The 26,953-nt window shown below is 75.9% G+C and carries 22 protein-coding genes and 4 pseudogenes; 18 read left to right on the top strand and 8 right to left on the bottom strand.

Features of this window, described 5'->3' with window-relative positions:
* Window positions 1-17: 17 nt before the first annotated feature.
* From REH70_RS19680 to pdhA, 3 genes and pseudogenes are all read right to left on the bottom strand, one after another.
* Window positions 18-1,582 (bottom strand): annotated as a pseudogene (locus REH70_RS19680) (dihydrolipoamide acetyltransferase family protein).
* A 146-nt stretch (window positions 1,583-1,728) separates the two neighbouring features.
* Window positions 1,729-2,859, bottom strand: coding sequence for an alpha-ketoacid dehydrogenase subunit beta (locus REH70_RS19675; protein WP_310750017.1), 1,131 nt, complete (start codon window positions 2,857-2,859; stop codon window positions 1,729-1,731).
* A complete protein-coding gene (pdhA, locus tag REH70_RS19670; RefSeq protein WP_396134594.1) occupies window positions 2,856-4,049 on the bottom strand; it encodes a pyruvate dehydrogenase (acetyl-transferring) E1 component subunit alpha in 1,194 nt (397 codons plus the stop codon). Before pdhA ends, REH70_RS19675 begins: the two co-directional genes overlap by 4 nt.
* A 380-nt stretch (window positions 4,050-4,429) precedes the next feature.
* Between pdhA and REH70_RS19665 the strand changes: the two genes are divergently transcribed.
* Window positions 4,430-4,768 (top strand): PAS domain-containing protein, encoded by a 339-nt coding sequence (locus REH70_RS19665; protein ID WP_310750012.1) that lies wholly within the window; start codon window positions 4,430-4,432, stop codon window positions 4,766-4,768.
* Window positions 4,765-5,349 carry a GGDEF domain-containing protein gene (locus tag REH70_RS19660; protein ID WP_310750010.1) on the top strand — a complete coding sequence of 195 codons (585 nt, stop codon included), beginning with the start codon at window positions 4,765-4,767 and terminating at the stop codon, window positions 5,347-5,349. Before REH70_RS19665 ends, REH70_RS19660 begins: the two co-directional genes overlap by 4 nt.
* 24 nt (window positions 5,350-5,373) lie before the next feature.
* Here the strand turns inward: REH70_RS19660 and hisC are convergent, their stop codons facing one another.
* The gene (gene hisC, locus REH70_RS19655; protein WP_310750008.1) at window positions 5,374-6,456 is read right to left on the bottom strand and encodes a histidinol-phosphate transaminase; all 1,083 of its coding nucleotides are present in this window, start codon (window positions 6,454-6,456) and stop codon (window positions 5,374-5,376) included.
* 126 nt (window positions 6,457-6,582) lie between these two features.
* Between hisC and REH70_RS19650 the strand changes: the two genes are divergently transcribed.
* Window positions 6,583-6,972: a phage holin family protein gene (locus tag REH70_RS19650; protein WP_310750005.1), complete on the top strand. Its 390-nt coding sequence runs from the start codon at window positions 6,583-6,585 to the stop codon at window positions 6,970-6,972.
* Here REH70_RS19650 and REH70_RS19645 read toward each other — a convergent pair.
* The 3 genes from REH70_RS19645 to REH70_RS19635 are packed head-to-tail and all read right to left on the bottom strand — an operon-like array spanning window position 6,941 to window position 8,923.
* On the bottom strand, window positions 6,941-7,819 hold the full coding sequence (locus REH70_RS19645; RefSeq protein WP_310750002.1) for a hypothetical protein: 879 nt from the start codon (window positions 7,817-7,819) through the stop codon (window positions 6,941-6,943). The genes REH70_RS19650 and REH70_RS19645 overlap by 32 nt on opposite strands.
* Window positions 7,816-8,541 (bottom strand): hypothetical protein, encoded by a 726-nt coding sequence (locus REH70_RS19640; RefSeq protein ID WP_310749999.1) that lies wholly within the window; start codon window positions 8,539-8,541, stop codon window positions 7,816-7,818. Before REH70_RS19640 ends, REH70_RS19645 begins: the two co-directional genes overlap by 4 nt.
* Window positions 8,531-8,923: a hypothetical protein gene (locus tag REH70_RS19635; RefSeq protein WP_310749996.1), complete on the bottom strand. Its 393-nt coding sequence runs from the start codon at window positions 8,921-8,923 to the stop codon at window positions 8,531-8,533. The genes REH70_RS19640 and REH70_RS19635 overlap by 11 nt, the downstream gene beginning before the upstream one ends.
* A 234-nt stretch (window positions 8,924-9,157) precedes the next feature.
* Here REH70_RS19635 and REH70_RS19630 point away from each other — a divergent pair, with 234 nt between their 5' ends.
* The 5 genes and pseudogenes from REH70_RS19630 (at window position 9,158) to purB (ending at window position 14,024) form a co-directional block, all read left to right on the top strand.
* Window positions 9,158-10,150: a DMT family transporter gene (locus tag REH70_RS19630; protein ID WP_310749993.1), complete on the top strand. Its 993-nt coding sequence runs from the start codon at window positions 9,158-9,160 to the stop codon at window positions 10,148-10,150.
* A gap of 63 nt (window positions 10,151-10,213) precedes the next feature.
* Window positions 10,214-10,462, top strand: a pseudogene (locus REH70_RS19625) (MCP four helix bundle domain-containing protein); the annotation flags it as partial.
* Between the two features lie 170 nt (window positions 10,463-10,632).
* On the top strand, window positions 10,633-11,826 hold the full coding sequence (locus tag REH70_RS19620) for a methyl-accepting chemotaxis protein (protein ID WP_310749990.1): 1,194 nt from the start codon (window positions 10,633-10,635) through the stop codon (window positions 11,824-11,826).
* Window positions 11,827-11,913: 87 nt separating this feature from the next.
* Entirely contained in the window at window positions 11,914-12,507 is a 594-nt protein-coding gene (locus tag REH70_RS19615; RefSeq protein ID WP_310749987.1) for a GNAT family protein, read from the top strand.
* Between the two features lie 62 nt (window positions 12,508-12,569).
* The gene (gene purB / locus REH70_RS19610) at window positions 12,570-14,024 is read left to right on the top strand and encodes an adenylosuccinate lyase (protein ID WP_310749984.1); all 1,455 of its coding nucleotides are present in this window, start codon (window positions 12,570-12,572) and stop codon (window positions 14,022-14,024) included.
* Between the two features lie 98 nt (window positions 14,025-14,122).
* Here purB and REH70_RS19605 read toward each other — a convergent pair whose 3' ends face one another.
* Window positions 14,123-15,775: a glutamyl-tRNA reductase gene (locus REH70_RS19605; RefSeq protein WP_310754441.1), complete on the bottom strand. Its 1,653-nt coding sequence runs from the start codon at window positions 15,773-15,775 to the stop codon at window positions 14,123-14,125.
* 31 nt (window positions 15,776-15,806) lie between these two features.
* Here REH70_RS19605 and hemE point away from each other — a divergent pair, with 31 nt between their 5' ends.
* From hemE to REH70_RS19555, 10 genes and pseudogenes are all read left to right on the top strand, one after another.
* Window positions 15,807-16,901: a uroporphyrinogen decarboxylase gene (gene hemE / locus REH70_RS19600; RefSeq protein WP_396134781.1), complete on the top strand. Its 1,095-nt coding sequence runs from the start codon at window positions 15,807-15,809 to the stop codon at window positions 16,899-16,901.
* A gap of 5 nt (window positions 16,902-16,906) precedes the next feature.
* Window positions 16,907-17,134 (top strand): annotated as a pseudogene (locus REH70_RS19595) (FAD-dependent oxidoreductase); the annotation flags it as partial.
* 146 nt (window positions 17,135-17,280) lie between these two features.
* Complete coding sequence (locus REH70_RS19590; protein ID WP_310754487.1) at window positions 17,281-18,531, top strand: protoporphyrinogen oxidase; 1,251 nt, start codon at window positions 17,281-17,283, stop codon at window positions 18,529-18,531.
* 188 nt (window positions 18,532-18,719) lie between these two features.
* Window positions 18,720-19,739, top strand: coding sequence for a hydroxymethylbilane synthase (gene hemC / locus REH70_RS19585; protein WP_310749977.1), 1,020 nt, complete (start codon window positions 18,720-18,722; stop codon window positions 19,737-19,739).
* 125 nt (window positions 19,740-19,864) lie between these two features.
* Window positions 19,865-20,722 carry a uroporphyrinogen-III synthase gene (locus REH70_RS19580; RefSeq protein WP_310749973.1) on the top strand — a complete coding sequence of 286 codons (858 nt, stop codon included), beginning with the start codon at window positions 19,865-19,867 and terminating at the stop codon, window positions 20,720-20,722.
* A gap of 10 nt (window positions 20,723-20,732) precedes the next feature.
* Complete coding sequence (gene hemB / locus REH70_RS19575) at window positions 20,733-21,863, top strand: porphobilinogen synthase (protein ID WP_310749970.1); 1,131 nt, start codon at window positions 20,733-20,735, stop codon at window positions 21,861-21,863.
* Window positions 21,860-23,256, top strand: a pseudogene (gene hemL / locus REH70_RS19570) (glutamate-1-semialdehyde 2,1-aminomutase). Before hemB ends, hemL begins: the two are co-directional and overlap by 4 nt.
* A 303-nt stretch (window positions 23,257-23,559) precedes the next feature.
* Entirely contained in the window at window positions 23,560-23,841 is a 282-nt protein-coding gene (locus REH70_RS19565) for a metal-sensitive transcriptional regulator (protein ID WP_310749967.1), read from the top strand.
* A 98-nt stretch (window positions 23,842-23,939) separates the two neighbouring features.
* On the top strand, window positions 23,940-24,167 hold the full coding sequence (locus tag REH70_RS19560; RefSeq protein ID WP_310749963.1) for a cation transporter: 228 nt from the start codon (window positions 23,940-23,942) through the stop codon (window positions 24,165-24,167).
* 139 nt (window positions 24,168-24,306) lie between these two features.
* Complete coding sequence (locus REH70_RS19555; protein ID WP_396134593.1) at window positions 24,307-26,895, top strand: heavy metal translocating P-type ATPase; 2,589 nt, start codon at window positions 24,307-24,309, stop codon at window positions 26,893-26,895.
* The last annotated feature ends 58 nt before the right edge of the window (window positions 26,896-26,953 follow it).

The following is a 26,953-nucleotide window of genomic DNA, read 5'->3' as shown; positions in this document are numbered from 1 at the left end:
TGCCGGCCCCGGACGGGTCAGCCCCAGACGAGCCCCTGCGCCGGGTCGGCGAGCACGGCGGCGACGTCGGCCAGGACCCGCGACCCGAGGCCGCCGTCGACCAGCCGGTGGTCGAAGGACAGCGCGAGCTGGGTGACCCAGCGCTTCTTGATCTTGCCCTTGTGGACCCAGGGCTGCTCGCGGATGGCGCCGAAGGCGAGGATCGCGGCCTCACCGGGGTTGAGGATCGGGGTGCCGGTGTCGATGCCGAAGACGCCGACGTTGGTGATGGTGATCGTGCCGCCGGACATGTCCACCGGGCTGGTGCGGCCCGCGCGCGCGGTGGACGTGAGGTCGGCGATCGCCTCGGCGAGGTCGTGCAGCCCGAGCCGGTGCGCGTCCTTGATGTTCGGCACCACGAGCCCGCGCGGGGTGGCCGCGGCGATGCCGAGGTTCACGTAGTGCTTGTAGACGATCTCCTGGGTCGCGTCGTCCCACGACGCGTTGACCTCCGGGTGCCGGCGCACGGCGAGCATGAGCGCCTTGGCCGTGATGAGCAGCGGCGTGACCCGGACGTCGGTGAACTCACGGTCCTCGCGCAGTCGCGCGACGAGGTTCATCGTCTTCGTGACGTCGACCGTGTGGAAGACGGTGACGTGCGGCGCGGTGAACGCGCTGGTCACCATGGCCTCGGCGGTGCGCTTGCGGACGGACCGCACGGGCACCCGGGTCTCACGGCCGTCGTCGGAGACCGTGCCGGACGCGAGCCACGGCGAGTCGTCGCCCGGGTAGGTCGCGAGGGTGCGCGGCTCGGTCTCGGCGCCGTGGGCGAGGACGTCCTCGCGCGTGACGATCCCGCCGGGCCCGGTGCCCGCGACGCTGTCCAGGTCCACGCCGAGGTCCCGCGCGAGCTTGCGGACGGGCGGCTTGGCGAGGGCGTGCCGGGTGGCCCGGGGGCGTCCGTCGTGCCCGACGACGCCGCGTCGCCGGCGGCCGCGTCCGGGGCGCGGTCCGGGACAGGGGCGGCGGCCGGTGCAGGCGCGGGGACCGGGGCAGGCGCGGCGACCGGGGCAGGCGCAGGGACCGGGGCGGGCGCGGCGTCCGGGGCAGGTGCGGGGACCGCCGCCGGCGTGTCCGCTGCGGCCCCGGCCGCCGAGCGGCTCGGGTCACCGGCGGTGCGCCGGGTGCGACGCACCGGTGCGTGACCCGCGACCCCGTAGCCGACGAGCACCGCTCCGCCGCCACTGCCGTCGGCCGGGTCGGCGTCAGGCGTCGAGGCGGAGGCGGGGGCTGGTGCGGACGCGGTCGCGGCCCCTGTCCCCGAGGAGGAGGCGGGGACGTCCGGCGCCGGCCCGGAGGGGTCGGTGTCGATGACGATGATCGGCGTCCCGACCTCCACGGTCGTGCCCGGGACGACGAGGATCTCGGTGACGACGCCGGTGAACGGGCTGGGCAGCTCGACGAGCGACTTCGCGGTCTCGATCTCGACGATCGCCTGGTTGACCGTGACATGGTCGCCGACCGCGACGTGCCAGGTGACGACCTCGGCCTCGGTCAGGCCCTCGCCCGCGTCGGGGAGGCGGAACTGCTCGAAGGTCGGCACGGGTGGTCCTCCAGGGAGACGATCAGGGGCGGTCGGGGCCGGTTCTCGTCGGCGGGTCGGTCGGCGGATCGGTCGGCGCGGGTCGGTCGGCGCGGGGTGTCGGTGCGGGTCCGTGGCACGGACGGCACGGACGGCGCCGACCCGGGTCAGAAGGCCATGGCGCGGTCGACGGCGTCGAGCACGCGGTCCACGCCGGGCAGGTAGTCGTGCTCGATCTTGCTCGCGGGGTACGGGGTGTGGAAGCCCCCCACCCGCAGCACCGGCGCCTGCAGGTGGTAGAAGCACTCCTCGGTCACCCGGGCGGCGATCTCCCCGCCGGCGCCGTAGAACACCGGGGCCTCGTGCACGACGACGCACCGTCCGGTCCGCCGCACCGACGCGACCAAGGTCTCGGCGTCCAGCGGCGAGATGCTGCGCAGGTCCACGACCTCGAGGCTGACCCCGTCGGCCGCCGCGGCCTCGGCGGCACGCAGCGCGACGGTCACGCCGGCGCCGTACGCCGCGACGGTGAGGTCCGTCCCCTCGCGGGCCACGTGGGCGCGGTCCATGGTGGCGAGCGACGCCGCGAGCGCTGCCTCGGGCGCACCGGCGCCGTCCGCTGTGCCGGACGCCGTGCCGGACGCCGTGCCGGACGCCGTGCCGGACGCCGTGCCGGACGCTGTGCCGGCGGCCGCGGTGACCGTGGTGTCCAGGTCGACGTCGCCCTTGTCCCAGTAGCGCCCCTTGGGCTCGAAGAACATCACCGGGTCGGGCGAGGCGATGGCCTGCTGGATCATGACGAACGCGTCGGCCGGCGTCGCGGGCGTCACCACGCGCAGCCCGGCGGTGTGCGCGAACAGCACCTCCGGGGACTCGCTGTGGTGCTCGATCGCGCCGATCCCGCCGCCGTAGGGCACGCGGATGACGACCGGCAGCGACAGCCGGCCGCGGGACCGGTAGCGCATCTTGGCGAGCTGGGTCGTGATCTGGTCGAACGCCGGGAAGATGAAGCCGTCGAACTGGATCTCGCACACCGGCCGATAGCCGCGCAGCGCGAGCCCGATGGCCGTGCCGACGATCCCGGACTCGGCGAGCGGGGTGTCCACGACGCGGTCCGGGCCGAAGTCCTTGTGCAGGCCGTCGGTCACGCGGAACACGCCGCCGAGCGGGCCGATGTCCTCACCCATGAGCAGGACCTTGGGGTCGCTCTCGAGCGCTCGCCGCAGCCCGGCGTTGATCGCCTTGGACAGCGTCAGCCGCTGGGTGCCGCGGTGGCCGTCCGCCTCGATGCCACTCACAGGGCCACCTCCCCCGCCGCCGCGCCGGCCGGCGCCGGAGCGACCGCCCCCTGCGGCGGCGCGTCGACGAACGACGCCTCGTAGTCGGCGAACCAGGCCCGCTCCGCGTCGAGGGTCGCGTGCGGCGAGCCGTAGACGTGGTCGAACATGCTGGCCGGTGCGGGCGGCTCCATGGCGCGGACCGTCGTCCGGATCCGCTGCCCGAGGGCGGCGACGTCGGCGTCGAGCTCCGCGCGGAACTCGTCGTCGAGCTCGCCGGCGGACTCGAGGTAGCGGCGCAGCCGGTCGATCGGGTCGCGGCGCCGCCAGTACTCGTCGTCCTCCGCGCTGCGGTAGCGGGTGGGGTCGTCCGACGTCGTGTGCGCACCCATCCGGTAGGTGAAGGCCTCGATCAGGGTGGGGCCGCCACCGCTGCGGGCCCGCTCCAGGGCCTCGGCGGTGACGGCGTAGCTGGCCAGGACGTCGTTGCCGTCGACGCGCACGCCCGGGACCCCGAAGCCCTCACCGCGGCGCGCGAGCGGGACGCGGGTCTGGCGCGTCGTCGGCTCCGAGATCGCCCACTGGTTGTTCTGGCAGAACAGCACGAGCGGTGCGTTGTTGACCGCCGCGAACACGAGCGCCTCGCTCACGTCGCCCTGCGACGTCGCGCCGTCGCCGAAGTACGTGACGACGGCGGTGTCCCGGTCCGGGTCGCCGGTGCCCACGAGCCCGTCGCGCTGGACCCCCATCGCGTACCCCGTCGCGTGCAGTGTGTGGGACCCGATGACCAGCGTGTACAGCGCGAAGCGATGCTCCTCGGAGTCCCAGCCGCCCTGGTCCACGCCCCGGAACAGGGTGAGGATCTGGGCGAGGTCGACGCCGCGCGTGTGCGCGACCCCGTGCTCGCGGTAGGACGGGAAGACGTAGTCCTGCGTCGCGAGCGCGCGGCCGGACCCGACCTGCGCGGCCTCCTGGCCCAGGCTCTGCGCCCACAGCCCGAGCTCGCCCTGGCGCTGCAGCGACGTCGCCTCGTCGTCGAAGGCGCGCACCAGCACCATGTCGCGGTACATGCCCCGCAGGGCGGCCGCGTCGAGGTGGGCGATGCGCGGGGTGTAGTCCGGGTGCTCGACCAGCTCCCCCGCGGGGGTGAGCAGCTGGACGAGGTCGGCGTCCGTGGTCGGACCGGAGGTGCTCACGCGGTGCTCTTTCACAGGGCGGCGCGGGGCGGCGCAGCGGGACGGTCGGGAACCTACGTCAGCGTAGGCTACGCAACCGTAGGTTCGTCTGCGCGGGGGCACAGAAGACCCCCGCCCACCGTTGTGGGGAACCTCAGCCGCGCCTCCCGCCCCTCCCGCGCATCCCGCGCCTCCCACCTCCCGCCGCCGCGCCACCCGCCTCCCGCGCGGCCGCGGTCCGTGCCCCGTGCGACGCCGCACCGCCGCGCCCGCCCTGCCGGGACCCCCGATCCGGTGACGTGGCGCCGTCGTCGGCACCCGATGCGGTGACGCGGGGCGCCGTCGTCCGTCCCGGGTGCGCAGCGCGGGGTACGGTGCGACCGCCGGGGGCCCGAGCCTTCTGAGACGAGGTGACCGTGGCCGGACACGGGGAGCTGGCGGACCTGCTGCTCGCGAGCGTCACCGCGAGCGACACCGCGCTGTCGATCGCCGACGCGACCCAGCCGGACACCCCGCTGATCTACGTCAACCCGGCGTTCGAGCGCATGACCGGGTACGCCGCCGACGCCGTGATCGGCCGCAACGCGCGGTTCATGCAGGGGCCCGAGACCGACGCGGAGTCCGTCCGGCTCATCCGCGAAGGCCTGCAGGCGGGTCGGTTCACGCGTGTGCGGCTGGTCAACCACCGCGCCGACGGGACCGCGTACTGGGTCGACCTGCACCTCTCCCCGTCCGCGACGACGCCGGTGCGGTGACGCACTTCGTCGCCGTGCAGCACGACGTCACCGCGGAGGTCGCCGCGCAGCAGGCCGCGGTCGACGCCGCGGCTCGGGACTCCCTCACCGGCCTCCTGAACCGGTCGGCGCTCGCGGCCGGGCTCGAGCGTGAGCTCGCCCGCGCCGGGCGCCAGGGCACCACGGTCGCCGTGCTCTTCTTCGACCTCGACGCGTTCAAGGACGTCAACGACACCCACGGGCACCTGGTCGGGGACGCCTACCTTCGCCACGTCGCAGCCTGCCTGCGTCGGCGGCTGCGCGCTCACGACCTCGCGGCCCGGGTGGGTGGGGACGAGTTCGTCGCCGTGGTCACCGACCTGCCCGACGACGGCGGCGCGGCAGTGGAGCACGTCGTCGCAGACCTGCGCGGCTCGATGGCCGAGCCGTTCACGGTGGACGGCGTCGAGCACCGGGTGTCCGTGAGCGTCGGCGTCGCCTTGGCCCCCGCGGACGGGACGACCGTCCGGGAGCTCATCGCGCACTCCGACACCGCCATGTACCGGCACAAGTCCCGGCGCGACGGTCCGGCGCCGTCGGGCCCGGCCGCTGCGGACGCCTGACGTCGGCGGGGCGCGTGCCCGTCGTCAGGCCGAGCGGCGCTCGGACCAGTCCGCGGTGACGTCGAGCAGCAGGTCGGTCGCCTCGGGCTCGCCGACGCTGACCCGCACGCCGTCCCCGGCGAAGGGACGCACGAGGACGCCCGCGCGCGCGGCGTCGGCGGCGAAGGCCGCGGCACGGTCCCCGAGGGGCAACCAGACGAAGTTCGCCTGGCTGTCCGGGACCGTCCATCCCTGGCGGCGCAGGCCGTCGAGCAGGCGCGCACGCTCGGCGACGACGGACTCCACGCGGTCCATCAGCTGCGCGGTCGCGCCCAGCGAGACGACCGCCGCCCGCTGCGCCACGTGGGAGACGCCGAACGGGGTCGACGTCGCGCGGATCCCGGCCGCGAGCCGCGGACGGGCGACGGCGTACCCGACGCGCAGTCCCGCGAGGCCGTAGGCCTTGGAGAACGTGCGCAGCAGGACGACGTTGCGGTGCGCGGCGAGCACGGCCAGGCCGTCGGGCGCGTGCGGGTCGCGGACGAACTCGACGTACGCCTCGTCGAGGACGACCAGCACGTCGGACGGCACCGCGGCGAGGAGCGTCTCGAGCTCGTCGGCGCGCACCGCGGGGCCGGTGGGGTTGTTCGGCGTGCACACCACCACGACGCGGGTGCGCTCGGTCACCGCGGCCGCCATCGCGACCAGGTCGAGCCGGCCGTCGTCGGTCACCGGCACCGGGACGGCGGTCGCACCCGCGACCGCGACGGCGATGGGGTACGCCTCGAACGAGCGCCACGGGATGACGACCTCGTCCCCCGCGGCGCAGACCGCGACCAGCACGTGCCCCAGCACCGCGACCGAGCCGCACCCGGTGACGACGGACTCGGGCGCGACGCCGAGGGTGGCCGCGAGCGCCGCGGTCAGCTCGGTGGCGTACATGTCCGGGTACCGGTTGGCGTCGGCCGCGGCGTCGGCGATCGCGGCGACCACGGCCGGCAGCGGCGGGTACGGGTTCTCGTTGGACGAGAGCTTGTAGGCCGCCGCGCCCACGGGTGCCCGGGCGCCGGGGACGTAGGCGGGGAGGTCCGCGACGGCCGGACGGAGCGGGACGGGGCGCGGTGTCACGACGCCAGCATGCCACCGGCGGCGTGCCGACCTCCGCCCGGTGCCACGCGCCGGACGGCTCGGTCCCCGGGCGGGCGAGCCGTGCCGGTCCCGCACGCGGCGCCGGACGTGCGAGAGGATCGGGGCATGAGCTTCGTGCTGCGGGTCATCATCAACGGGGTCGCGATCTGGCTGGCGACCGCCCTGCTCTCCGGTCTCGCGATCGTCGGCGGGGCGACGACGCTCGAGCGGGTCGGCGTGCTGGCCGCGGTCGCGCTCGTCTTCAGCCTGGTGAACGCGGTGATCAAACCGGTGGTCAAGCTGCTCACATTCCCGCTGTACGTCCTCACGCTCGGCCTGTTCACGCTCGTGGTCAACGCGCTCATGCTCATGCTCACCGCCTGGGTCACGGAGTGGACGACGGTCGGCCTGCGGGTGGACGGCTTCGGCACCGCGCTGATCGGCGCGCTCGTCATCTCCCTGGTCAGCCTCCTGCTCGGTGCGGTCACCGGGGTGAACCGCCGGAAGCGGGACTGAGCCGGGCCGCGCGGGCGCGCTCGCCCGGCTCCGCCCGTTCGCCGGTGAACTCCCGGTGCACCGCGGTGGTCCCCGGCCCACCCAGCACGCCCGCGGCCGCGCGCTCCCACTCCCGGACGGACGCACCGCCGACGGCGGCGACCACCCCGGCCGTGCGCACGTAGGTCCCGACCTCGTGCGCGGTCCCGGGCGAGCGGGCGGCGAGGCGGTCGGCGACCGTGCCGGCCACCTCGAGGTCACGGACCGCCGTCGTCCGGTGCGGCTCGTCGGGGTTGCGCCAGCCGTCGAGCGCCGGGACGAGGTCCTGCCGGTGCTCGAGGTGCAGGGTCGCCACCGTGCGCGGCGCCGCCATCGTCGCGACCGGTGACCCCGCGGTGAGCACCGCACCGACCCGGTGGCGTGCGGTGAACGCCGCACTGCCCGCGAGCGCCATCGCGACCATGCCGCCCTGGCTGTGCCCGGCGAGCAGGACGGGCTCGTCCGGTCGGGCTCCGGACTGCTCCAGCGCGCGCGTGACCAGCAGCCCCGTGTCGTCCGCCGCGGTCGCCATGAGGCGCAGGTTGGTGGCCATGTCCATCGGGTTTGCGCCGGTGCCGAGCGACATCGCCTGCGTGCCCGGGATCGCGACGACCCAGGACCGGGTGCCGTCGGGGTGGTCCAGGCGGTCGACGCCCACCGTGCCCGCGGTCCCGCCGGAGCGCGGGTAGAGCGCGCCGACTCGCTCGAGCAGGGTGGCGGCGTCGGTGGGCGGTGTCGTCGGCCCCGTCGCCTCGAGGCGCGCGGTGACCCGGAGCGGACGACGGCGCAGCTCCGGCACCGCCACGCCCGCGACCGCGGTGCCCGTCACGACCCGGCCGGCGGTCCCGACGACGGGCTGGGCGCTCGGCCACCCGGGGCCGGGGGCAGGCCGCGGCCGAATCCCGCGAGACCCTGCACCGCGATCTCGGCGGCGTCCGCCCGCTGCAGGAGCCGCCGGGCATCCACGCGCCGACCCGACAGCCGCAGCGCCGCGGACGTGACCAGTGCGCCGTGGAGCAGCAGTCGCCCACCGACGACCGCGCCGACCACGGCACCGACGGGGTTGTTCCCGGCCGCGTGCCCGAGCACGGCGACCAGGCTGCGGACGACGGCGCTCGCACGCCCCTCCGCGTCCTCGTACGCCCCGATCGCCCGGCGGAGGCGGCCGGCGACCTCACGCACCGACCCCTCGTGGGTGGCCAGCGACGTCGGGCCCCGGACCAGCGGCGTCACGGTTTCCTGCGCGCTCCCCGCGGTCGTCGGCGACCCGGTGGTCGGCGCCCAGACCTGCGCGTCCGCCCAGCGCACCGACGCCGCGGCGTCGTCGAGCAGCTCGGCGGCGGTGCGCAGGGCGTGCACCGCGTCGGTCAGGCGCTCGAGCACGGCGACGGTGCCGCCGACGCCGCCGTGCACCTCGATGCCGGTCGTCGTGGGGTCGGTGGTCGTGGGGTCGGTGGTCGTGGGGTCGGTGGTCGTGGGGTCGGTGGTCGTGGGGTCGGTGGTCGTGGGGTCGGCCGTCCAGGCGCCGGCCGCTGCGCCGTCAGTCGTCATGGCGCGCGCGTCCCGCGTGCCCGGCCGACGCCGCGAGCCGTGCGAGCGGACCCAGGCCGGCGAGGTCGAGGAGCCGACCGTCGGCGAGCGCGTCCGGCGTCAGGTCCGCCAGCGGGTGCGCCGCCGCGGCGGCGGCGTGCTGCTCCATCGCCGCCGCCGCGCGGCCGATCTGCTGGTGGGTGCGCTGCAGGTCCCGCATCACGTCGTCGAGCGCCGCCCGGTACCCGGCGGCGCCCGGACCCGACCACTCGACCTCCGCCGCGCGCCGCAGGTGCCGCAGCGCGCGGACGGTCGCGTCCCCGGCCCGCTCGAGCGCGCGTGCCGCGGCCGCGGCACGGGTCGACGCCGCGCTGTCGGCACCGATCACGGGCAGGCCCCGCATCCGCCCGGCACCAGCTCACCACCCATGCGCCGGGACGCTAGGCGGGCCGCACCGGTGCGGTACCGGCGTGCCCGGACGCTTGGGGACGCCGGTACCGAGACTCGGTCTGGGGGTGGAGGTCCTGCGCCAGTAGCCTCGGCGCGTGCCCACCCGCCCGCCCGCGACCCTGCCCCCGGGACGACCGTCGCGCCGCGCAGCCGCCGGCCGGCCTCCCCGAGGGTCGCGACTCTCGGCGTGGTCGCCGTCGTCGTCGCCGCCGTGCTCTTCGCCGTCAACGGGACGGTCGCCAAGCTGGCGATGACCAGCGGCCTCGGTCCCACGCGCCTGGTCGAGCTGCGCACGCTCGGCTCGGCACTCGTGCTGGTCCCGGTCGCCGTGCTCGTCGTCCGACGGCGGATGGCCCTGCGTCGGCGTGAGGTGCTCGTCATGGCCGCGCTCGGGATCGTCGGCATGGCGGCCGTGCAGTGGTTCTACCTCGTGGCGATCTCCCGCCTGCCGGTCGGGCTGGCGCTCCTCATCGAGTACACCGCGCCCCTGCTCATCGCGCTGTGGGCGCGGTTCGTGCTGCACGAGCTGGTGCGGCCACGCGCGTGGTGGGGGCTGGCGGCGTCGCTGGTCGGGCTGACGATGGTCGCCCAGGTGCGCCGCGGCGTCGAGCTCGACGCCGTCGGCCTCGCCGCCGCCGCGGGGGCCGCGGTCGCGCTCGCGACCTACTACCTGCTCGGTGAGCGGCTGGTCGCCACCCGCGACCCGCTGTCCACGCAGGCGTGGTCGCTCGCGTTCGCTGCGCTGTTCTGGGTCGTGCTCCAGCCGCTGTGGACCTTCGACGCCACCGTGCTCGCGACGACGACCGACCTGCCCGGGCCGCTCACCGGCACGACCACGCCCACCTGGGCGCTCGTCGCGTGGGTCGTGGTGCTCGGGACCGTGGTGCCCTACACCCTCGTGCTCGTCGGGGTGCAGGTGATCGGCGCGGCCCGTGCCGGCCTCCTCGGGATGATCGAGCCGGTCGCCGCCGCCGGGGCCGCCTGGCTCGTGCTGGGCGAGTCCATGACGGGGCTGCAGGTCGCGGGCGGGGTGGTGGTCGTCGCCGGTGTCGCGCTGGCCGAGACCGCGCGGGTCCGCCCCGCCGTCGTCGTGCCGGAGCCCGTGGTCACCGAGCCCGTGGTGACCGAGCCCGTGGTCACCGAGCCCGTGGAGCGCATCACGTCCCCGACGCTTCCTTGACCACGACCGCCGGTTGCCGATGAGGCGGGGGAGAACCCTCCCACCTCGACCGGAGCACCGACCATGAGCACCACCACCACCCGCCGCGCCTCGCGGTTCGCCGACCTGGGCGTACGGACCAAGATCCTCGTCGCCGTCCTCATCGCCGCCCTCGTCGCGGGTGTCGTGGGCCTCGTCGGGCTGTCCTCGATGAGCAGCCTCAACGCGAACACGACGCTGATGTACGAGGACAAGATGATCGGGCTGGAGAAGTCCGCGGGCCTGCGCCGGGACGCACTGACCCTGCGCCTCTCGGCCGCCAACCACGTGATCTCCTCGAACCCGTCTCAGATGGCGCAGGCCGAGGAGCAGATCGGCGAGCTACAAGCTTCCTCGCCGAGCAGGTCGCGGACTACCGCCCGTACCTCAGCAGCCCGGAGAACATCGCCGCGCTCGACACCTTCGAGGCGGGGCTGGCGGCGTACGGCACGGCCCTCGAGGACGTGCTGCTGCCCGCCGGCCGCGCCGGTGACGTCGCCGCCTGGGAGGCCGCCCGTGACGGCGTCGCCGCCGACGCGATCGCCACCATGGCCGACGCCACTGCGGCACTCGTCCAGGGCGAGAAGACGGCCGCCGAGGAGCTCATCGCCTCGTCACAGGCGGAGTACGAGGGCGCCCGCACGATGTCCATCGTCATGCTGGTCGTGGGCCTGTCCCTCGCGCTGGCGGTCGGCCTGGTCGTCGCCCGCACGATCGTGCGTGGTCTGGACCGGGTCCGCGCCACCGTGACGGCGCTCGAAGGTGGCGACCTGACGGTCCCGGTCGGCCTGACCAGCCGGGACGAGGTCGGCACCATGGGCCAGGCGCTGGACAACGCGCTGACGACGCTGCGCGGAGTGGTGTCCACGATCGACGCGTCGTCGGAGTCTCTCGCCGGCGCCTCGACGCAGATGTCCGCCACCGCCGTGCAGATCGCGTCCGGGGCGGAGGAGACCGCGGCGCAGGCCGGCGTCGTCTCGGCCGCCGCCGAGCAGGTCTCCCGCAACACGCAGACCGTCGCCGCCGGGACCGAGGAGATGGGTGCGTCGATCCGCGAGATCGCCCACAACGCCTCCGAGGCGGCACGCATCGCGGCCCAGGCCGTGACGGCCGCGCAGGAGACCACGGCGACCGTGTCCCGGCTGGGCGAGTCCAGCCGCGAGATCGGCGACGTCGTCAAGGCGATCACCTCGATCGCGGAGCAGACCAACCTCCTCGCCCTGAACGCGACCATCGAGGCAGCTCGCGCCGGGGAGGCGGGCAAGGGCTTCGCCGTCGTCGCCGGTGAGGTCAAGGAGCTCGCGCAGGAGACCGCACGCGCGACCGAGGACATCGCGCGTCGGGTACTCGCGATCCAGGGCGACACCGCCGGCGCGGTGGACGCGATCGGCAACATCTCCGAGATCGTCGCGTCGATCAACGACTTCCAGGCGACCATCGCCGCGGCGGTCGAGGAGCAGACCGCGACCACGAACGAGATGACCCGCAACGTCAGCGAGGCCGCCGCCGGCTCCGGCGAGATCGCGGTCAACATCTCCGGGGTCGCCGACGCGGCCGCGATGACCACGCAGGGCGCCGCGGAGTCCCAGCAGGCCGTCGAGGAGCTCGCCCGCATGTCGGCCGACCTCAAGACCCTGGTGGGCACCTTCCGGTACTGACCCGCACGCCCACCACGACGGCCACGACCCCGCCCCGGGGTCGTGGCCGTCGTGCTGACCGGCACGGGCGCGCCCTACGGTGGCGGGATGGAACCGGTTCGCCTGCGCGACGACGTCGTCGACCTCACCGCACCGACCACCGCGGACGTCGACGCGGTGACCGCCCTGTGCCAGGACCCCGACATCCAGGCGTGGACCACGGTCCCGAGCCCCTACGCGCGGGCCGACGCCGAGTGGTTCGTCGCCACGCTCGTCGGCGACGGCTGGGACGCCGGGACCCAGTGCACCTGGGGCGTCCGGGTCGACGGCGACCTGGTCGGCATGGTCGGCCTCACGCCGGGCCCGGTCCGGTCCGCCGAGGTCGGCTACTGGCTCGGTCCGCAGGCACGCGGCCGGGGGCTGCTGCACCGTTCGCTGCACCTCGTCCTGACCTACGGCTTCGCCCCCGCGGGCCTGGGGCTCGAGCGGGTCGAGTGGCGCTGCGTCGCGGGCAACTGGGCGTCGTGGCGGGCGGCGTGGCGCGTGGGCTTCACGTTCGAGGGCACGGTCCGCGGGGGCGCGATCCAACGCGGACGGCGGCGCGACGAGTGGATGGGCACGCTGCTGCGCGGCGACCTGCGCGAGCCGTCGCGGGACTGGCCGGCGACGACGATCCCGGCGCCGTCCCCGCCCAGGGGCTGAGCGGCCTCCCTGACCGTGACCGTGACCGTTGGCGCGGGCGCGGCCGTGGGACCATGGCCACCGTGACCGACCTCACGACCTCCCCCGCTGCCCGCGTCCCCCTCGCCGACGTGTCCCCCGCGATCGCGCTCGGCCCGCTCGACGGCCGCTACCGCGCTGCGGTCGCGCCGCTCGTCGACCACCTGAGCGAGCCGGCCCTCAACCGCGAGCGGCTGCTCGTCGAGGTCGAGTGGGTCATCCATCTCACCCGCACCGGCGTCGTCCCCGGTGCGCCGCGGCTGTCGGCCGCCGAGGAGGACTACCTGCGGGGCGTCGTCACCACGTTCGGCGCCGACGAGATCGCCCGGCTCGGCGCGATCGAGAAGGTCACCGTCCACGACGTCAAGGCCATCGAGTACTTCCTCAAGGAGCACCTGGCCGCCGCCCCCGACGTCCTCGGTGCCGACACCGCGCTGCCCGCCGTCTCCGAGCTCGTCCACTTCTGCTGCACGAGCGAGGACGTCAACAATCTCTCCTACGCGCTCATGGTGCGCGGTGCGGTGACCGAGGTCTGGTTGCCCGCGGCCCGGGCGCTCGTCGGCGAGGTCGCCGCGATGGCCCGTCAGCACCGCGACGTCCCGCTGCTCGCGCGCACCCACGGCCAGCCGGCCACCCCGACGACGCTCGGCAAGGAGCTCGCCGTCCTCGCCCATCGCCTGGGCCGGCAGCTGCGCCGCGTCGAGGGCGCCGAGTACCTCGGCAAGCTCAACGGCGCGACCGGCACGTACGGCGCGCACGTCGCGGCCGTCCCCGGCGCGGACTGGCCCGAGGTCTCCCGGACGTTCGTCGAGGGCCTCGGCCTGACCTGGAACCCGCTGACCACGCAGATCGAGTCCCACGACTGGCAGGCCGAGCTCTACAGCGACGTCGCCCGGTTCAACCGGATCCTGCACAACCTGGCCACCGACGTGTGGACGTACATCTCGATGGGGGTCTTCATCCAGATCCCGGTCGCCGGCGCGACCGGCTCGTCGACGATGCCGCACAAGGTCAACCCGATCCGGTTCGAGAACGCGGAGGCCAACCTCGAGCTGTCCAGCGCGCTGCTCGACACGCTCGCGTCCACGCTCGTGACCAGCCGCCTCCAGCGCGACCTGACGGACTCGACCACCCAGCGCAACATCGGCCCGGCGTTCGGCCACGGGTTGCTCGCGATCGACAACGTGCGCCGCGGCCTGCGCGCGCTCGCGGTCGACCGCGACCTGCTCGAGCGGGACCTCGACGCCAACTGGGAGGTGCTCGGCGAGCCGGTCCAGTCCGCGATGCGTGCGGTGTCGGTCGCCGGCGTGACCGGCATGGAGAACCCGTACGAGCGGCTCAAGGAGCTCACCCGCGGCAAGCGCCTCACCGCGGACGACATGCGCGAGTTCATCGGTGGCCTCGGTCTGCCCGCCGACGTCGCGGCGCGGCTCGTGGAGCTCACCCCCGCGACGTACACCGGCCTCGCGTCCGAGCTGGTCGACCACCTGCGGGACTGAGGCGTGCGCGCCTCGGCGAACGCCTCAGCGGGCGCCTGAGCGAACGCTCAGCGAACGGCCCCAGCGAACGGTGGGGGAACGACGGCCTGGCGAACGCCTCAGCGGGCCAGGTCGTCGGCTCCGCGCTCGACCGGCGCGTCCACGCCATTCGCACCGTTCGCGCCGTTCGCGCCGTTCGCGCTGCGCGCGCCGTTCGCGTTCCGGTGCCCGGTCCCGTCACCGTCCGTCACCACGCCGGGTCGCACCGGCACGGGCGGGGCCGGGATCGCGGCGAGCTCGGCCAGCGCCGCACGGTAGGCACGGTCGTCCCCGGCACGCGCGGCGGTCCGCGCGCGCACGGTCGGCGGGTGCAGGAGGGCCCGGGTCCGGCGCCGCAGCGACCGGACCAACCGGGCGTGGTGCTCGTCGACCGTCGGGGCAGCAGCCGGGGCGGAGGTCGTGCCGCCGGCGACCTGGCCCACCGAGGTGCCGTCGGCACCGGCGCCGTGGGCACCGGCTCCGAGGGCACCGGGTCCGGCGGCAGCGGCTCCACCACCAACGGGTCCGTCGGCAGCAGGTCGGTCGGCGACGGGGGCGTCTCCGCCAGCAGCATCCGCAACGGCTGGGTCGGCTGCGGAGCGAACGGCCGCTCCGGCGGAAGCGGAGGCACCGGCCGGCGCATCGGCCCCCGCGGCGGCGGCGCGGATCCGGCCCGCTTCCGCCTCCAGCTCGCCCAGCACCCGCCGGCGCTCGGCGACGACGGCAGCCTCGAGCTCGCGGGCGCGGGTGACCGCCTCGAAGTCGGCGGCGGCCGCCGCCACGAGCTCGTGCGCGAGCTCGACGGGGGCGGCCTGCTCCTCGGGCGCGTGCCGCCGGATGGTGTCGAGGTTGATCAGCCGCACGCCGGGCAGCCGGCCGACGGCGGGGTCGACGTCGTTGCGCAGTGCGAGGTCCGCGACGACCTGCGGGTGCCCGGTCGCGGCCCACGTGCGGCCGACGAGCTCGGCGTCGAGCACGCGCCCGACGGTGCCGCTGCACGCGACCACGAGGTCGGACGTCCCGATGGCGTCCGCCAGGCCGCCGTCGTGCACGGGGGTGATGCCGCGCGCCGCGGCGAACGTCGCGGCGCGGCCGGACGGGGAGAACACGCGGACGTCGTGGCAGCCGTGGCGCCGCAGCGCCGCGAGACTCGCGCCCGCGTAGGAGCCGGTGCCGACGAGCAGCGCACGGACCTCGGGCCAGGGCGGCAGGCCGGGTTCGGCGAGCTCCAGCGCGACCCCGACGACGGATCGGCCGGCGGCGCCCAGCCCGGTGCGGGTCCCGACGTCGCGCGACGCGCGCGAGGCGGTCTGGAAGAGCCGCTCGAGCCCGGACGACGTCGTGCCCTCGCTGCGGGCGGTCGCGAGCGCCCGGCGGACCTGGCCGGTGATCTCCCGCTCCCCGACCACCATCGACTCGAGCCCGGACGCGACCGCGAACAGGTGGACGGGCACGTCGGGCCCCTCGAGCACCTGGAGCGTGGCGCTGACCTCGGGCGCCGGGATGCCGGACGCCTGGGCGATGACCTCGGTCGTGGCGTCGACCGCCACCGGGGCGTCCTCGGCCCGGTCGACCTCGAGGTAGACCTCGAAGCGGTTGCAGGTCGCGAGGACGACGGCCCCCGTCGGGGCAGCGCTCGTCTCCGCGACGGTCCGGCCCACCGAGTGCGCCCCGGCGCTGAGCCGTTCGAGCACATCGAGGTCGAGGTCGCGGTGGCTCGCGATCAATGACATCAGCACCACAGCACCTCGATTCAACCAGGCGATCGGAACATGGGCACAATTGCGCCGTGACCCTGCCCCCGGACCACCCCTGACCGACGGACGCACCGCCCATTCTGCGGTCGTCCGTGCCTTTTCCGCTGACCGACCGGATCACCCGCCGGTGTGGTTCATGCGACAGGCGGGCCGCTCGCTGCCCGAGTACCGCGCCGTCCGGGAGGGCGTCGGCATGCTCGAGTCGTGCCTGCAGCCGGACCTGGCGAGCGAGATCACGCTCCAGCCGGTCCGCCGCCACGGCGTCGACGCGGCCATCTTCTTCAGCGACATCGTGGTCCCGCTGCGCCTGGCGGGCGTCGACGTCGACATCGCCCCCGGCGTGGGCCCCGTGCTCGGCTCCGCGGTTCGCACCGCCGACGACGTCGCCCGCCTGGTCGACGCGGGGCCCCTCACCCCCGAGGCCCTCGCCCCGGTGAGCGAGGGCGTCCGGCTGACCGTCGCCGAGCTGGACCGGACGCCGCTGCTCGGGTTCGCCGGGGCGCCGTTCACCCTCGCGGCGTACCTCGTCGAGGGTCGGCCGTCGCGGGACCACCTCGCCGCCCGGACCCTCATGCACGCCGACCCGGACACCTGGCGCGCGCTGACCGAGTGGGCCGCGGACGTGACCGGCGCCTTCCTGCGCGCGCAGGTGCTGGCCGGCGCGAGCGCGGTCCAGCTGTTCGACTCGTGGGCCGGGTCGCTGTCCCGCGCCGACTACGAGGCGCACTGCGCGCCGTCGAGCGCCCGCGCGCTGTCGCACGTGGCGGACCTCGGCGTGAAGGTCGTGCACTTCGGGACCGGGACCGAGCACCTGCTGACCGCGATGCGCGACGTCGGCGCGGACGTCGTCGGCGTCGACTACCGGACCCCGCTCGACGAGGCGAACCGCCTGCTCGGCGGCCGCACCCCGATCCAGGGCAACATCGACCCGGCCCTCCTGGGCGCGCCGTGGCCCGTGCTGGAGGCGCACGTGCGCGACGTCGTGCGCCGCGGGGCCAGCGCCCCGGGGCACGTGGTCAACCTCGGGCACGGCGTGCCGCCGACCACCGACCCGGACGTGCTGACCCGGGTCGTCGAGCTGGTGCACGGGCTGGGCGCGTAGCCGGCGTGGACGGGGGCCGGGGCACGAGCGCCGCCGGGGCCGGCGGCGGGGACGGGCATGCCGGCGTGCCGGGCGGGGACGCCGTCGTCGTCGGTGGCGGTGTCGCGGGCCTCGTCGCCGCGCGGGAGCTCGCCGTCGCCGGGCTCCGCGTCGTCGTGCTGGAGGCCTCGCGGACCGTCGGTGGTGCGGTCGGTCGGCACACGGTCGCGGGCCTGACCCTCGACGCGGGCGCCGAGTCGTTCGCGACCCGCGGCGGGACCGTCGCCGCCCTCGCGACCGAGCTCGGTCTCGGCCCGGCAATCACCGCACCGGCCGCGCTCGGCGCCTGGGTCCAGGGGCCGACCGGTCCCGGCACGCTCCCCGGGCCGGGCTGCTCGGCGTGCCGGCGAACCCGTGGGCCGCCGACGTCCGGCGCACGATCGGCCTGGTCGGCGCCCTGCGGGCGAGCGCCGACCGGCTGCTGCCGGCGCGGGTCGGGGCGGGCAGCGCGGGTTCGGGCGCAGGTGCAGGTGCAGGTGCAGGTGCAGGTGCAGACCAGCGTGAAGATCCGGGCGCTGTCACGTTCGGCGGGCTCGTCCGGACGCGCATGGGCAGGCGCGTCCTGGAGCGCCTGGTCAGTCCGGTCGTCGGCGGGGTGCACTCCGCCGACCCCACCGAGCTCGACGTCCGGACCATCGCGCCGGGCCTGCTGCCCGCGCTCGCCGAGCACGGGTCGCTGGGGGCCGCAGTCGCGTCGCTGCGGGCCCTCGCGCCGGCCGGTGCGGCCGTGAACGGGCTGGTCGGAGGCATGCACACGCTGGTCGACGCGCTGGTCGCCGACCTGGCCGCCCGCGGCGCGGAGGTGCGGCCGGGGACGGCCGTCCGATCCGTCGAGCGGTCGCCGGACCGGGCCGCCGACGGGGACGTCGCCCCGGCGGACGGCCCGTTCGTGGACGTCCGCGAGGCGCCGCGCGTCGGCTGGACCGTGCACGTCGAAGGCCCGGACGGACCGGCGCGCCTCACGGCGCCGCGGCTCGTGCTCGCCACGCCCGCCGCCGCCACCCTCGACCTCCTCGCACCGGTGCTGCCCGGACTCGCCGGTGTCCGCACCGATCCCGGCGCGGACGTCGTCCTGGCGACGCTCGTCGTCGACGCCCCGGCCCTCGACCGCGCACCACGCGGCACCGGCGTGCTCGTCTCCCCCGCCGCCCAGCGCGCCGGTGGCAGCCGGGGCGTGCGCGCCAAGGCGCTCACGCACGCGACGGCCAAGTGGCGCTGGCTGGCCGAGCAGGCGGGCCCCGGCCGGCACGTGCTCCGGCTCTCCTACGGGCGGGCCGGCGGCGCCGGCTCCCTCGAGGACGTCGTCGGGCTGCCCGGCGACGCCCTCGCCGCCCTCGCGGTCCGCGACGCCGCGATCCTCCTCGGTACCCCGCTCGACCCCGGAGCGGTCCGCGGCTCGGCACGGGTGCGCTGGTCGCAGTCGCTGCCCCAGGCCAGCACCGCGCACCGCGCGTCCGTCGACGCCGTCCGCACCGCCGTCGACGCCGCCCCCGGCCTCGCCGTCTGCGGTGCGTGGGTCGCGGGCAACGGCCTGGCCGCCGTCGTCCCGCACGCCCGGGCGGCCGGACGGCGGCTCGCGTCGGCCCCCTGAACTCCGAAGAGCCCCGCTCCGCATTTTCCTGACAATTCGTCAGGAAAATGCCGGGAAATCGGTCGGACACGCCCCGACCGTGACCTGCGCGACACCGCGACGGGGCTTCCTGACGCATTGTCACATCACTTCTGTGCGTTCCGTCACCCCTTTCGACATCGTCGTCGCGACCGTCGCAAGATGGACCCATGCCCCCTTCGCCGAGCACCGAGGACGCCGCCGCCACGGTGCGTGTGGGCACCCGTGCCAGCGCCCTCGCCCTGACCCAGACCGGCACCGTCGCGGACCTCCTCGCGGCGGCCGGCCCGCTGCGCACCGAGCTCGTGCGCATCACGACCGACGGCGACCGGCTGACCGGGTCGCTGGTCGCCCTGGGCGGCACCGGGGTGTTCGTCACCGCGCTGCGCGAGGCGCTGCTCGACGGACGCTGCGACGTCGCGGTCCACTCCCTCAAGGACTTGCCGAGCGCCGGCGCCGACGGGCTCGTGCTGGGCGCGGTCCCCGTGCGCGAGGACCCGCGCGACGCGCTGTGCGCACGCGACGGGCTGACGCTCGCGACGCTGCCGGCGGGCGCCCGGGTGGGGACGGGGTCACCGCGGCGTGCCGCCCAGCTGCGCGCCGCACGTCCGGATCTGGTCATCCTCGACATCCGCGGCAACGTCGACACCCGCCTGCGCCGGGTCGCGCCGGGCGACCTCGACGCCGTCGTCCTCGCCCGGGCCGGCCTCGCCCGCCTCGGACGGCTGGACGCCGTGACGGAGCTCATCGACGTGCTGACGATGTCCCCCGCGCCCGGGCAGGGTGCGCTCGCCGTCGAGGTACGCAGCGAGGCCGCCACCGACCCGGGGCACCCGCTCGCCAGGGCCCTGGCCGCCGTCGACCACGCACCGAGCCGGCTCGCCGTGACCGCCGAGCGCGCGCTGCTCGCCCGCCTCGAGGCCGGGTGCGCGGCACCGATCGGTGCGCACGCACGGCTCACCGGGACGACGCTCGCGTTGGACGCCGTCGTGTGCCGCGTGGACGGGTCGGAGCGGCTGCGCCGCAGCCAGATCGTCGAGGTGGGGGCGCTCGCCGTGGCCTCGGGGGACGGGCACGCCGTCGTCGACGGGGCACAGCTCGCAGCGGCGGTCGGGCTCGGGACCGAGGTCGCCGAGGTCCTGCTCGCGGACGGCGCCGGTGACCTCGCCGAGCTCGGCGCGCTGCAGTGACCCCGTCGAGCCGGGAGGTTCCGGGGCAGCCGGCCTCGGGTCGGGCGGGAGCGAGCGGGCCTGACGGGCCTGACGGTCCTGACCGCTCGGCGTCGCGCGCGGACGGCCCGCTGGCCGGGCTGCGGGTGCTGGTCCCCCGCGCTCCCGAGCGCGCCGGCGCGCTGATCGGTGCGCTGCGCCGCGCCGGCGCGGAGCCGGTCGCCGCCCCGCTCGTCCACATCGGTCCGCCCGACGACCTCGGCGCCCTCGACGACGCCCTGGCCCGCCTCGCGGCCGGCCGGTACGACTGGCTGTCCGTCACCAGCGGGTTCACGGTCGACGCGCTCGACGCCTCCGCGGCCCGGGCCGGCCGCACCCTGGGCGACGTCGTGCGCGCCGGACGCGCCGCGCGGCCCGGCAGCACCCGCGTCGCCGCGGTCGGGGACGCGACCGCCGCGGCCCTGCGGCGCGCCGGCGTCGACGTCGACTTCGTCCCGGCCGGCGAGCAGTCCGCGCGCGGCATGCTCGCCGAGTGGCCCGAGCCGTCGCCCGGTGCCCTGCCCGCCGGACGCTGCACCGTGCTGGTCCCGCAGGGCGACCTCGCCGAGCCGACGCTCACCGACGGCCTGACCGGCCTGGGGATGGAGCCCGAGGTCGTGACGTCGTACCGCAACAACCCCGCGCCGCCGCTGACGCCCGAGCTGGTGGCCGACCTCGCCTCGGGCGCCGTCGGCGGCGTCGTCCTCACGTCCGGGAGCACCGCCCGACGGCTCGCGGACCAGGTGACGCTGCCGCCGTCGACGCTCGTGTGCTGCATCGGCCCGCGCACCGCGGAGGTCGCCGCCGAGCTCGGGCTGCCCGTCGGGCTGGTCGCGCAGGAGCCGCACCCGCGGGCCGTCGTCGAGGCGCTCGTCCGCGGAGCGCGGGACCGCCCGCTCGGGGGCGAGGGCCTCGCCACGACGTCCAGCCCGCACCCGCCCACGACGTCCCGTCCCACCACCTGAGGTGACCCGCATGTCCTCCGCACCCGCGTCCCCGGCGTACGACTCCGCTCCTCACGACCGGCGCCACCGCCCTCGCCGCCTGCGCGCCACGCCCGCGCTGCGACGCATGGCCACCGAGGTCCGCCTGCACCCGGGCGACCTCGTGCTGCCGCTGTTCGTCAAGGAGGGGCTGACGGAACCGGTCGGGATCGCGTCGATGCCCGGCGTCCAGCAGCACACGCGCGAGAGCCTGCGCGACGCCGTGCGCGAGGCGGCCGACGCCGGCCTCGCGGGGGTCATGCTGTTCGGCGTCCCGGCCGTGCGCGACGCGGTCGGCTCCGGCGCCACCGACCCGGACGGGATCCTCAACGTCGCGATCACCGACGCGGTCGAGGCCGCCGGCGGCCGCCTCGTCGTCATGGCCGACCTGTGCCTGGACGAGTTCACCGACCACGGCCACTGCGGCGTGCTCACCACCGGTCCCCACGGCGAGACGGTCGTCGACAACGACGCGACCCTCGAGCGGTACACCGCCATGGCGCTCGCCCAGGCCCGCGCCGGCGCGGACCTGCTGGGCCTGAGCGGGATGATGGACAACCAGACCGCCGCCGTGCGGGACGCGCTCGACGACGCCGGGTTCGGTGACGTCACGATCCTGGCGTACGCGGCCAAGTACGCGAGCGCCTTCTACGGGCCGTTCCGCGACGCCGTCGAGTCGACCCTCGAGGGCGACCGCAAGAGCTACCAGATGGACCCGGCGAACCGGCGCGAGGCGGCCCGTGAGGTCGCGATCGACGTCGAGCAGGGCGCCGACGTCGTCATGGTCAAGCCCGCGCTGCCCTACCTCGACGTGCTGGCCGACGTCGCCGCGTCGAGCCCGGTCCCGGTCGCGGCGTACCAGGTGTCCGGCGAGTACGCGATGGTCGAGGCGGCCGCCGCGAACGGCTGGATCGACCGGCGCCGCGCGATCGAGGAGTCGGTGCTGGCGATCCGCCGCGCGGGCGCCGACCTCGTCCTCACGTACTGGGCGACCGAGATCGCCGGCTGGCTCCGGGGTTCCGGGGTGCCCGCCGGCCCGGGGACCGTCACGCTGGACACGCCCACCCTCCCCGCCGGCACCACGCCCGACGTCCGTCCCGTCACCCCTGGGAGCACCGCATGAGCGCCACCGCCCGTACCGCCGAGGCCACCGCCACCGCGACTGCCACCGCCACCACCGGTACGCCCGTCACCGGCACCGCCACCGGCAACGACGGGCTGTTCGACGCCGCCCGTGGCGTCCTCCCGGGTGGTGTGAACTCCCCGTGCGCGCCTACGGCTCCGTCGGCGGGACGCCGCGGTTCCTCGTGTCGGCGCGTGGCCCGTACGTCACCGACGCCGACGGACGCGAGTACGTCGACCTCGTCTCGTCGTGGGGCCCGATGATCCTCGGGCACGCGCACCCCGCCGTCGTGCAGGCCGTGCAGGAGGCCGCGGCGCAGGGCCTGTCGTTCGGGGCGCCGACGCCGCGCGAGACCGCGCTCGCCGAGGAGATCCGGCGCCGGGTGCCCGCCGCGGAGCGGGTGCGGCTCGTGTCGACCGGGACCGAGGCGACCATGACCGCCGTCCGGCTGGCGCGCGGGTTCACCGGCCGCGAGCTCATCGTGAAGTTCGCCGGCTGCTACCACGGCCACGTCGACTCGCTGCTCGCGCAGGCCGGGTCGGGGGTCGCCACGCTCGCGCTGCCCGGGTCCGCCGGGGTCACCGCCGCGAGCGCCGCCGAGACGATCGTCCTGCCGTACAACGACCTCGCCGCGGTCGAGGAGGCGTTCGCCGAGCGGGGCGACCGCATCGCCGCGGTGATGACGGAGGCGGCGCCGGCGAACATGGGCGTCGTCCCACCGCTGCCCGGGTTCAACGCCGCGCTCGCCCGCATCGCCCGCGCGCACGGCGCCCTGATGATCCAGGACGAGGTCCTCACCGGGTTCCGCGTCAGCGCGGCCGGGTGGTGGGGGCTGGAGGGTGCGAGCGAGGGTTGGGCGCCCGACCTGGTGACGTTCGGCAAGGTCGTCGGTGGTGGCCTGCCGGTCGCCGCGCTGGGCGGTCGCGCGGAGATCATGGGCCACCTCGCTCCCGAGGGCCCCGTCTACCAGGCAGGGACGCTGTCCGGGAACCCGGTCGCGACGGCCGCGGGCCTCGCGACGCTGCTCGCCGCGGACGCCGACGTCTACGCCCGGCTCGACCGGACCGCGGCGACGCTCTCCGCCGAGGTGTCGGCGGCGTTCACCGCCGCCGGGGTCGCGCACCGCGTCCAGCACGCCGGGAACCTCTTCAGCGTCATGTTCGGGCCGGACGCCGCCGAGCGCGGCGTGCAGGACTACGCCGGCGCGCAAGGCCAGGAGACGTTCCGGTACGCGCCCTTCTTCCACACGATGCTCGACGCCGGCGTCAGCCTCCCGCCGTCGGTGTTCGAGGCCTGGTTCGTCTCGGCCGCGCACGACGACGCCGCCCTGGACCGCATCGTCTCCGCGCTGCCTGCCGCGACGCGGGCGGCAGCCGAGGCCCGCCCGGCCTGACACCCCGCCCGCGTGACGCCCTGCCCGGCCTGACGCCCCGCCCGGCGTGACGCCCTGCCCGGCCTGACGCCCCGCCCGGCGTGACGCCGCGCCCGGTCTGACGCCCGCCGAGTGCGACGTTCTCCACCTGTCGGTCGACGGGACAGGTGGAAGACGTCGCACTCGGCACGGGGTCGTGTGCGGTGCCCTCGCTTCGAGGGGCTGTCCGGGGCCTGCCTCGTCGCCTCCGGCGCCTCCGCGGCTGGACGGAATACCCCAGGGGGTACATGGTTGGACCGGACACAGCGACGGACGGAGACACCCATGACCGGCTACACCGGGACCAAGGACGACTACCTGAAGCGGCTGCGCCGCATCGAGGGACAGGTCCGCGGGATCGCGCGCATGGTGGACGAGGACACCTACTGCATCGACGTCCTCACCCAGGTGTCGGCCGTGACCAAGGCGCTCCAGGCCGTCAGCCTCGGGCTCGTCGAGGACCACCTGGCGCACTGCGTCGTGGACGCCGCGCGCGCCTCCGACGAGGCCGGCCAGGCCAAGGTGCGCGAGGCGGCCGACGCGATCGCGCGCCTCGTGCGCAGCTGAGCCGACGCACCACACGCCCGCACCACGCACCCACACCCCCACACCCCCGCACCACACGACCGGCACCGCGCCGGGCCCCCACGGAAGAGGACGACACCATGAGCACCACTCCCCTGAGCACCACCTACGACGTCACCGGCATGACCTGCGGGCACTGCGTGCAGTCCGTGACCGACGAGGTCTCCGCCCTGCCCGGCGTGAAGTCCGTGTCGGTCGAGCTCGACGCCGGCGGCACGTCGCAGGTCACCGTCGTCTCCGACGAGCCGATGGACGACGCCGCCGTCCGCGGGGCCGTCGACGAGGCCGGCTACACCGTCGTCCCCTGACCACCGGGGCGGTCCGCACCCCATCGACCGCCCTTCCTCAAGTGCTCTCCTAGCGAGGACCGACCATGTCGCACGACACGCAGCACCCCCTGTCATCCCCACCCGGCCCGTCGTCACCCTCGACCTCGCGGTCGAGGGGATGACCTGCGCGTCGTGCGTGGCTCGGGTCGAGAAGAAGCTCAACCGCGTCCCCGGCGCGAGCGCGACGGTGAACCTCGCCCTGGAGTCCGCGCACGTCGAGCTCACCGTGCCCGACGACGCCTCCGGGCTCGCCGGCGAGGACGACCTCATCGCGGCCGTCCGCACGGCGGGCTACGACGCGCGGGTGACCGGCCGGTCGGGGACACGGCCCGACGACGCGGCGTCGGCGGCATCGACGTCGGCCTCGGCCTCGGCGGCACCGGTGTCGTCGACGTCGGCGTCGGCGTCGGGCATGGACGGTCACGCGACGGAGCCCGCGTCCCACGCCGGGGCGTCGCACCCGCACAGCGACCGCGAGATGGCGCTGTCCGGCCACTCCATGGCGCCCGGCCACGACATGTCCGCCGACGACGACCTCTCCGCCCCCACCACCGACCGGGGCGCCGACCTGCGCCGACGTCTGCGGGTGTCGGCGGTGCTCACGGTGCCGGTCGTGCTGCTCTCCATGATCCCGGCCCTCCAGTTCGCGGGGTGGCAGTGGGTCGTCACCGCGCTCGCCCTGCCGGTCGCGACGTGGGCGGCGTGGCCGTTCCACCGCGCGGCGGCCCGGGCGGCGCGGCACGGCGCGTCGACGATGGACACGCTGGTGTCGATCGGCATCGTCGCGGCGACCGCGTGGTCGGTGTGGGCGCTGCTGCTGGGCGGCGCCGGGGAGATCGGCATGCGGATGGAGCCGACGCTGTGGCCGCGCGCCGACCACGGGGCGGCCGGCATGCCGGAGCTGTACTTCGAGGTCGCCGCCGTCGTGACCACGTTCCTGCTGGCCGGTCGATACGCCGAGCACCGCTCGCGGCGCCGGGCCGGGGACGCGCTTCGGGCGCTGCTGGACCTGGGCGCCAAGGACGCGACGCTGCTGACCACGGACGACGCGGGTCGCCGCGTCGAGCGGCAGGTCCCCGCCGGAGACCTCGCGGTCGGTGACGTGTTCGCGGTCCGGCCCGGGGAGAAGGTCGCCACCGACGGCGTCGTCGTCGAGGGCACCAGCGCGGTCGACGCGTCCCTCGTGACCGGCGAGCCGGTGCCGGTGGACGTCACCGCCGGATCCCCGGTGACCGGCGCCACCGTCAACACGTCCGGGTACCTCGTGGTGCGGGCGACGCGCGTCGGCGAGGACACCGTGCTCGCGCAGATCGGGCGTCTCGTGTCCGCCGCGCAGACCGGCAAGGCACGGGTGCAGCGGCTCGCCGACCGGATCTCGGCGGTGTTCGTGCCCGTCGTGCTCGTGCTGGCGCTCGGCACGCTGGCTGTCTGGCTGCTCACCGGGGGTGGCGTGCAGGCGGCGTTCACCGCGGCCGTCGCGGTGCTGATCATCGCGTGCCCGTGCGCCCTCGGGCTCGCGACGCCGACGGCGCTGCTGGTCGGGACCGGCCGCGGCGCGCAGCTCGGCGTGCTGATCAAGGGTCCGGAGATCCTCGAGGAGACACGCCGGGTCGACACCGTCGTGCTGGACAAGACCGGCACCGTGACCGAGGGCCGCATGCGCGTGGTCGACGTCGTCGCGGCCGACGGGACGTCCCCCGACGACGTCCTGCGGCGCGCGGCCGCCGTCGAGCGCCTCAGCGAGCACCCCATCGCGCGCGCCATCGCCGCGGCGGGTGTGCGTGGGGTCGGTGCGGACGCGGCAGGTGCGGACCCGGCAGGTGCGGACGCGGCGGGTGCGGACCCGGCCGACGGAGCCGGCGACGGAACGACCGACCAGGCTGCCGGCAAGCCGGTCGCGGTCGGCGCCGACGGCGTCGAGATCGGGTCGGACCAGGTGCTCGACTTCCGCGCCGACGCCGGGTCCGGGGTCAGCGGCGTAATCCGTACCGCGCACTCCGGGCTCGGGCTCGGCACGCGCGTGCTCGTCGGGCGGCCGTCCTGGCTCGCCCGCGAGGGCGTGACGTCCGACGCCACGCTCGACGCCGCCTTCGCCGGCGCCGAGGCCGCGGGAGGGACCGCCGTCGTCGTCGCCTGGAACGGGAGCGCGCGGGGCGTCGTCGTCCTGCGTGACCCGGTCAAGGCGACGTCGGCCGAGGCGGTCAGGGAGCTGCGCTCCCTCGGGCTGCGGCCCGTGCTGCTGACCGGGGACAACGTCGGTGCGGCGCACGAGGCGGCGCGGGCGGTCGGGATCGACGAGGGCGACGTCGTCGCCGAGGTGATGCCGGCCGACAAGGTCGACGTCGTCCGGCGGCTGCAGGCGCAGGGGTCCCGGGTCGCGATGGTCGGCGACGGCGTGAACGACGCCGCCGCGCTGGCCGCGGCCGACCTGGGCCTCGCCATGGGGACCGGCACGGACGTCGCGATCGAGGCCGCCGACCTGACGCTCGTCCGCGGTGACCTGCGGTCCGCGGGGCAGGCGATCCGGCTGTCGCGCGCGACGCTGCGGATCATCCAGCAGAACCTGTTCTGGGCGTTCGCGTACAACGTCGCGGCGATCCCGCTCGCCGCGCTCGGGCTGCTGAACCCGATGATCGCGGGCGCCGCGATGGCGTTCAGCTCGGTGCTCGTCGTCGCGAACTCGCTGCGGCTGCGCCGCTTCGCCTGAGGACGGCCCGCCCCGCGGGTCGCGTCCGCGCACGTCCGCCCGGCCACCCCCGAGGTGA

It is taken from the genome of Cellulomonas sp. ATA003 (assembly GCF_031582905.1).
Taxonomy (GTDB): domain Bacteria; phylum Actinomycetota; class Actinomycetes; order Actinomycetales; family Cellulomonadaceae; genus Pengzhenrongella.
The sequence above is the reverse complement of the archived record's forward strand: the minus strand, read 5'-3'. Positions and strand labels throughout refer to the sequence as shown.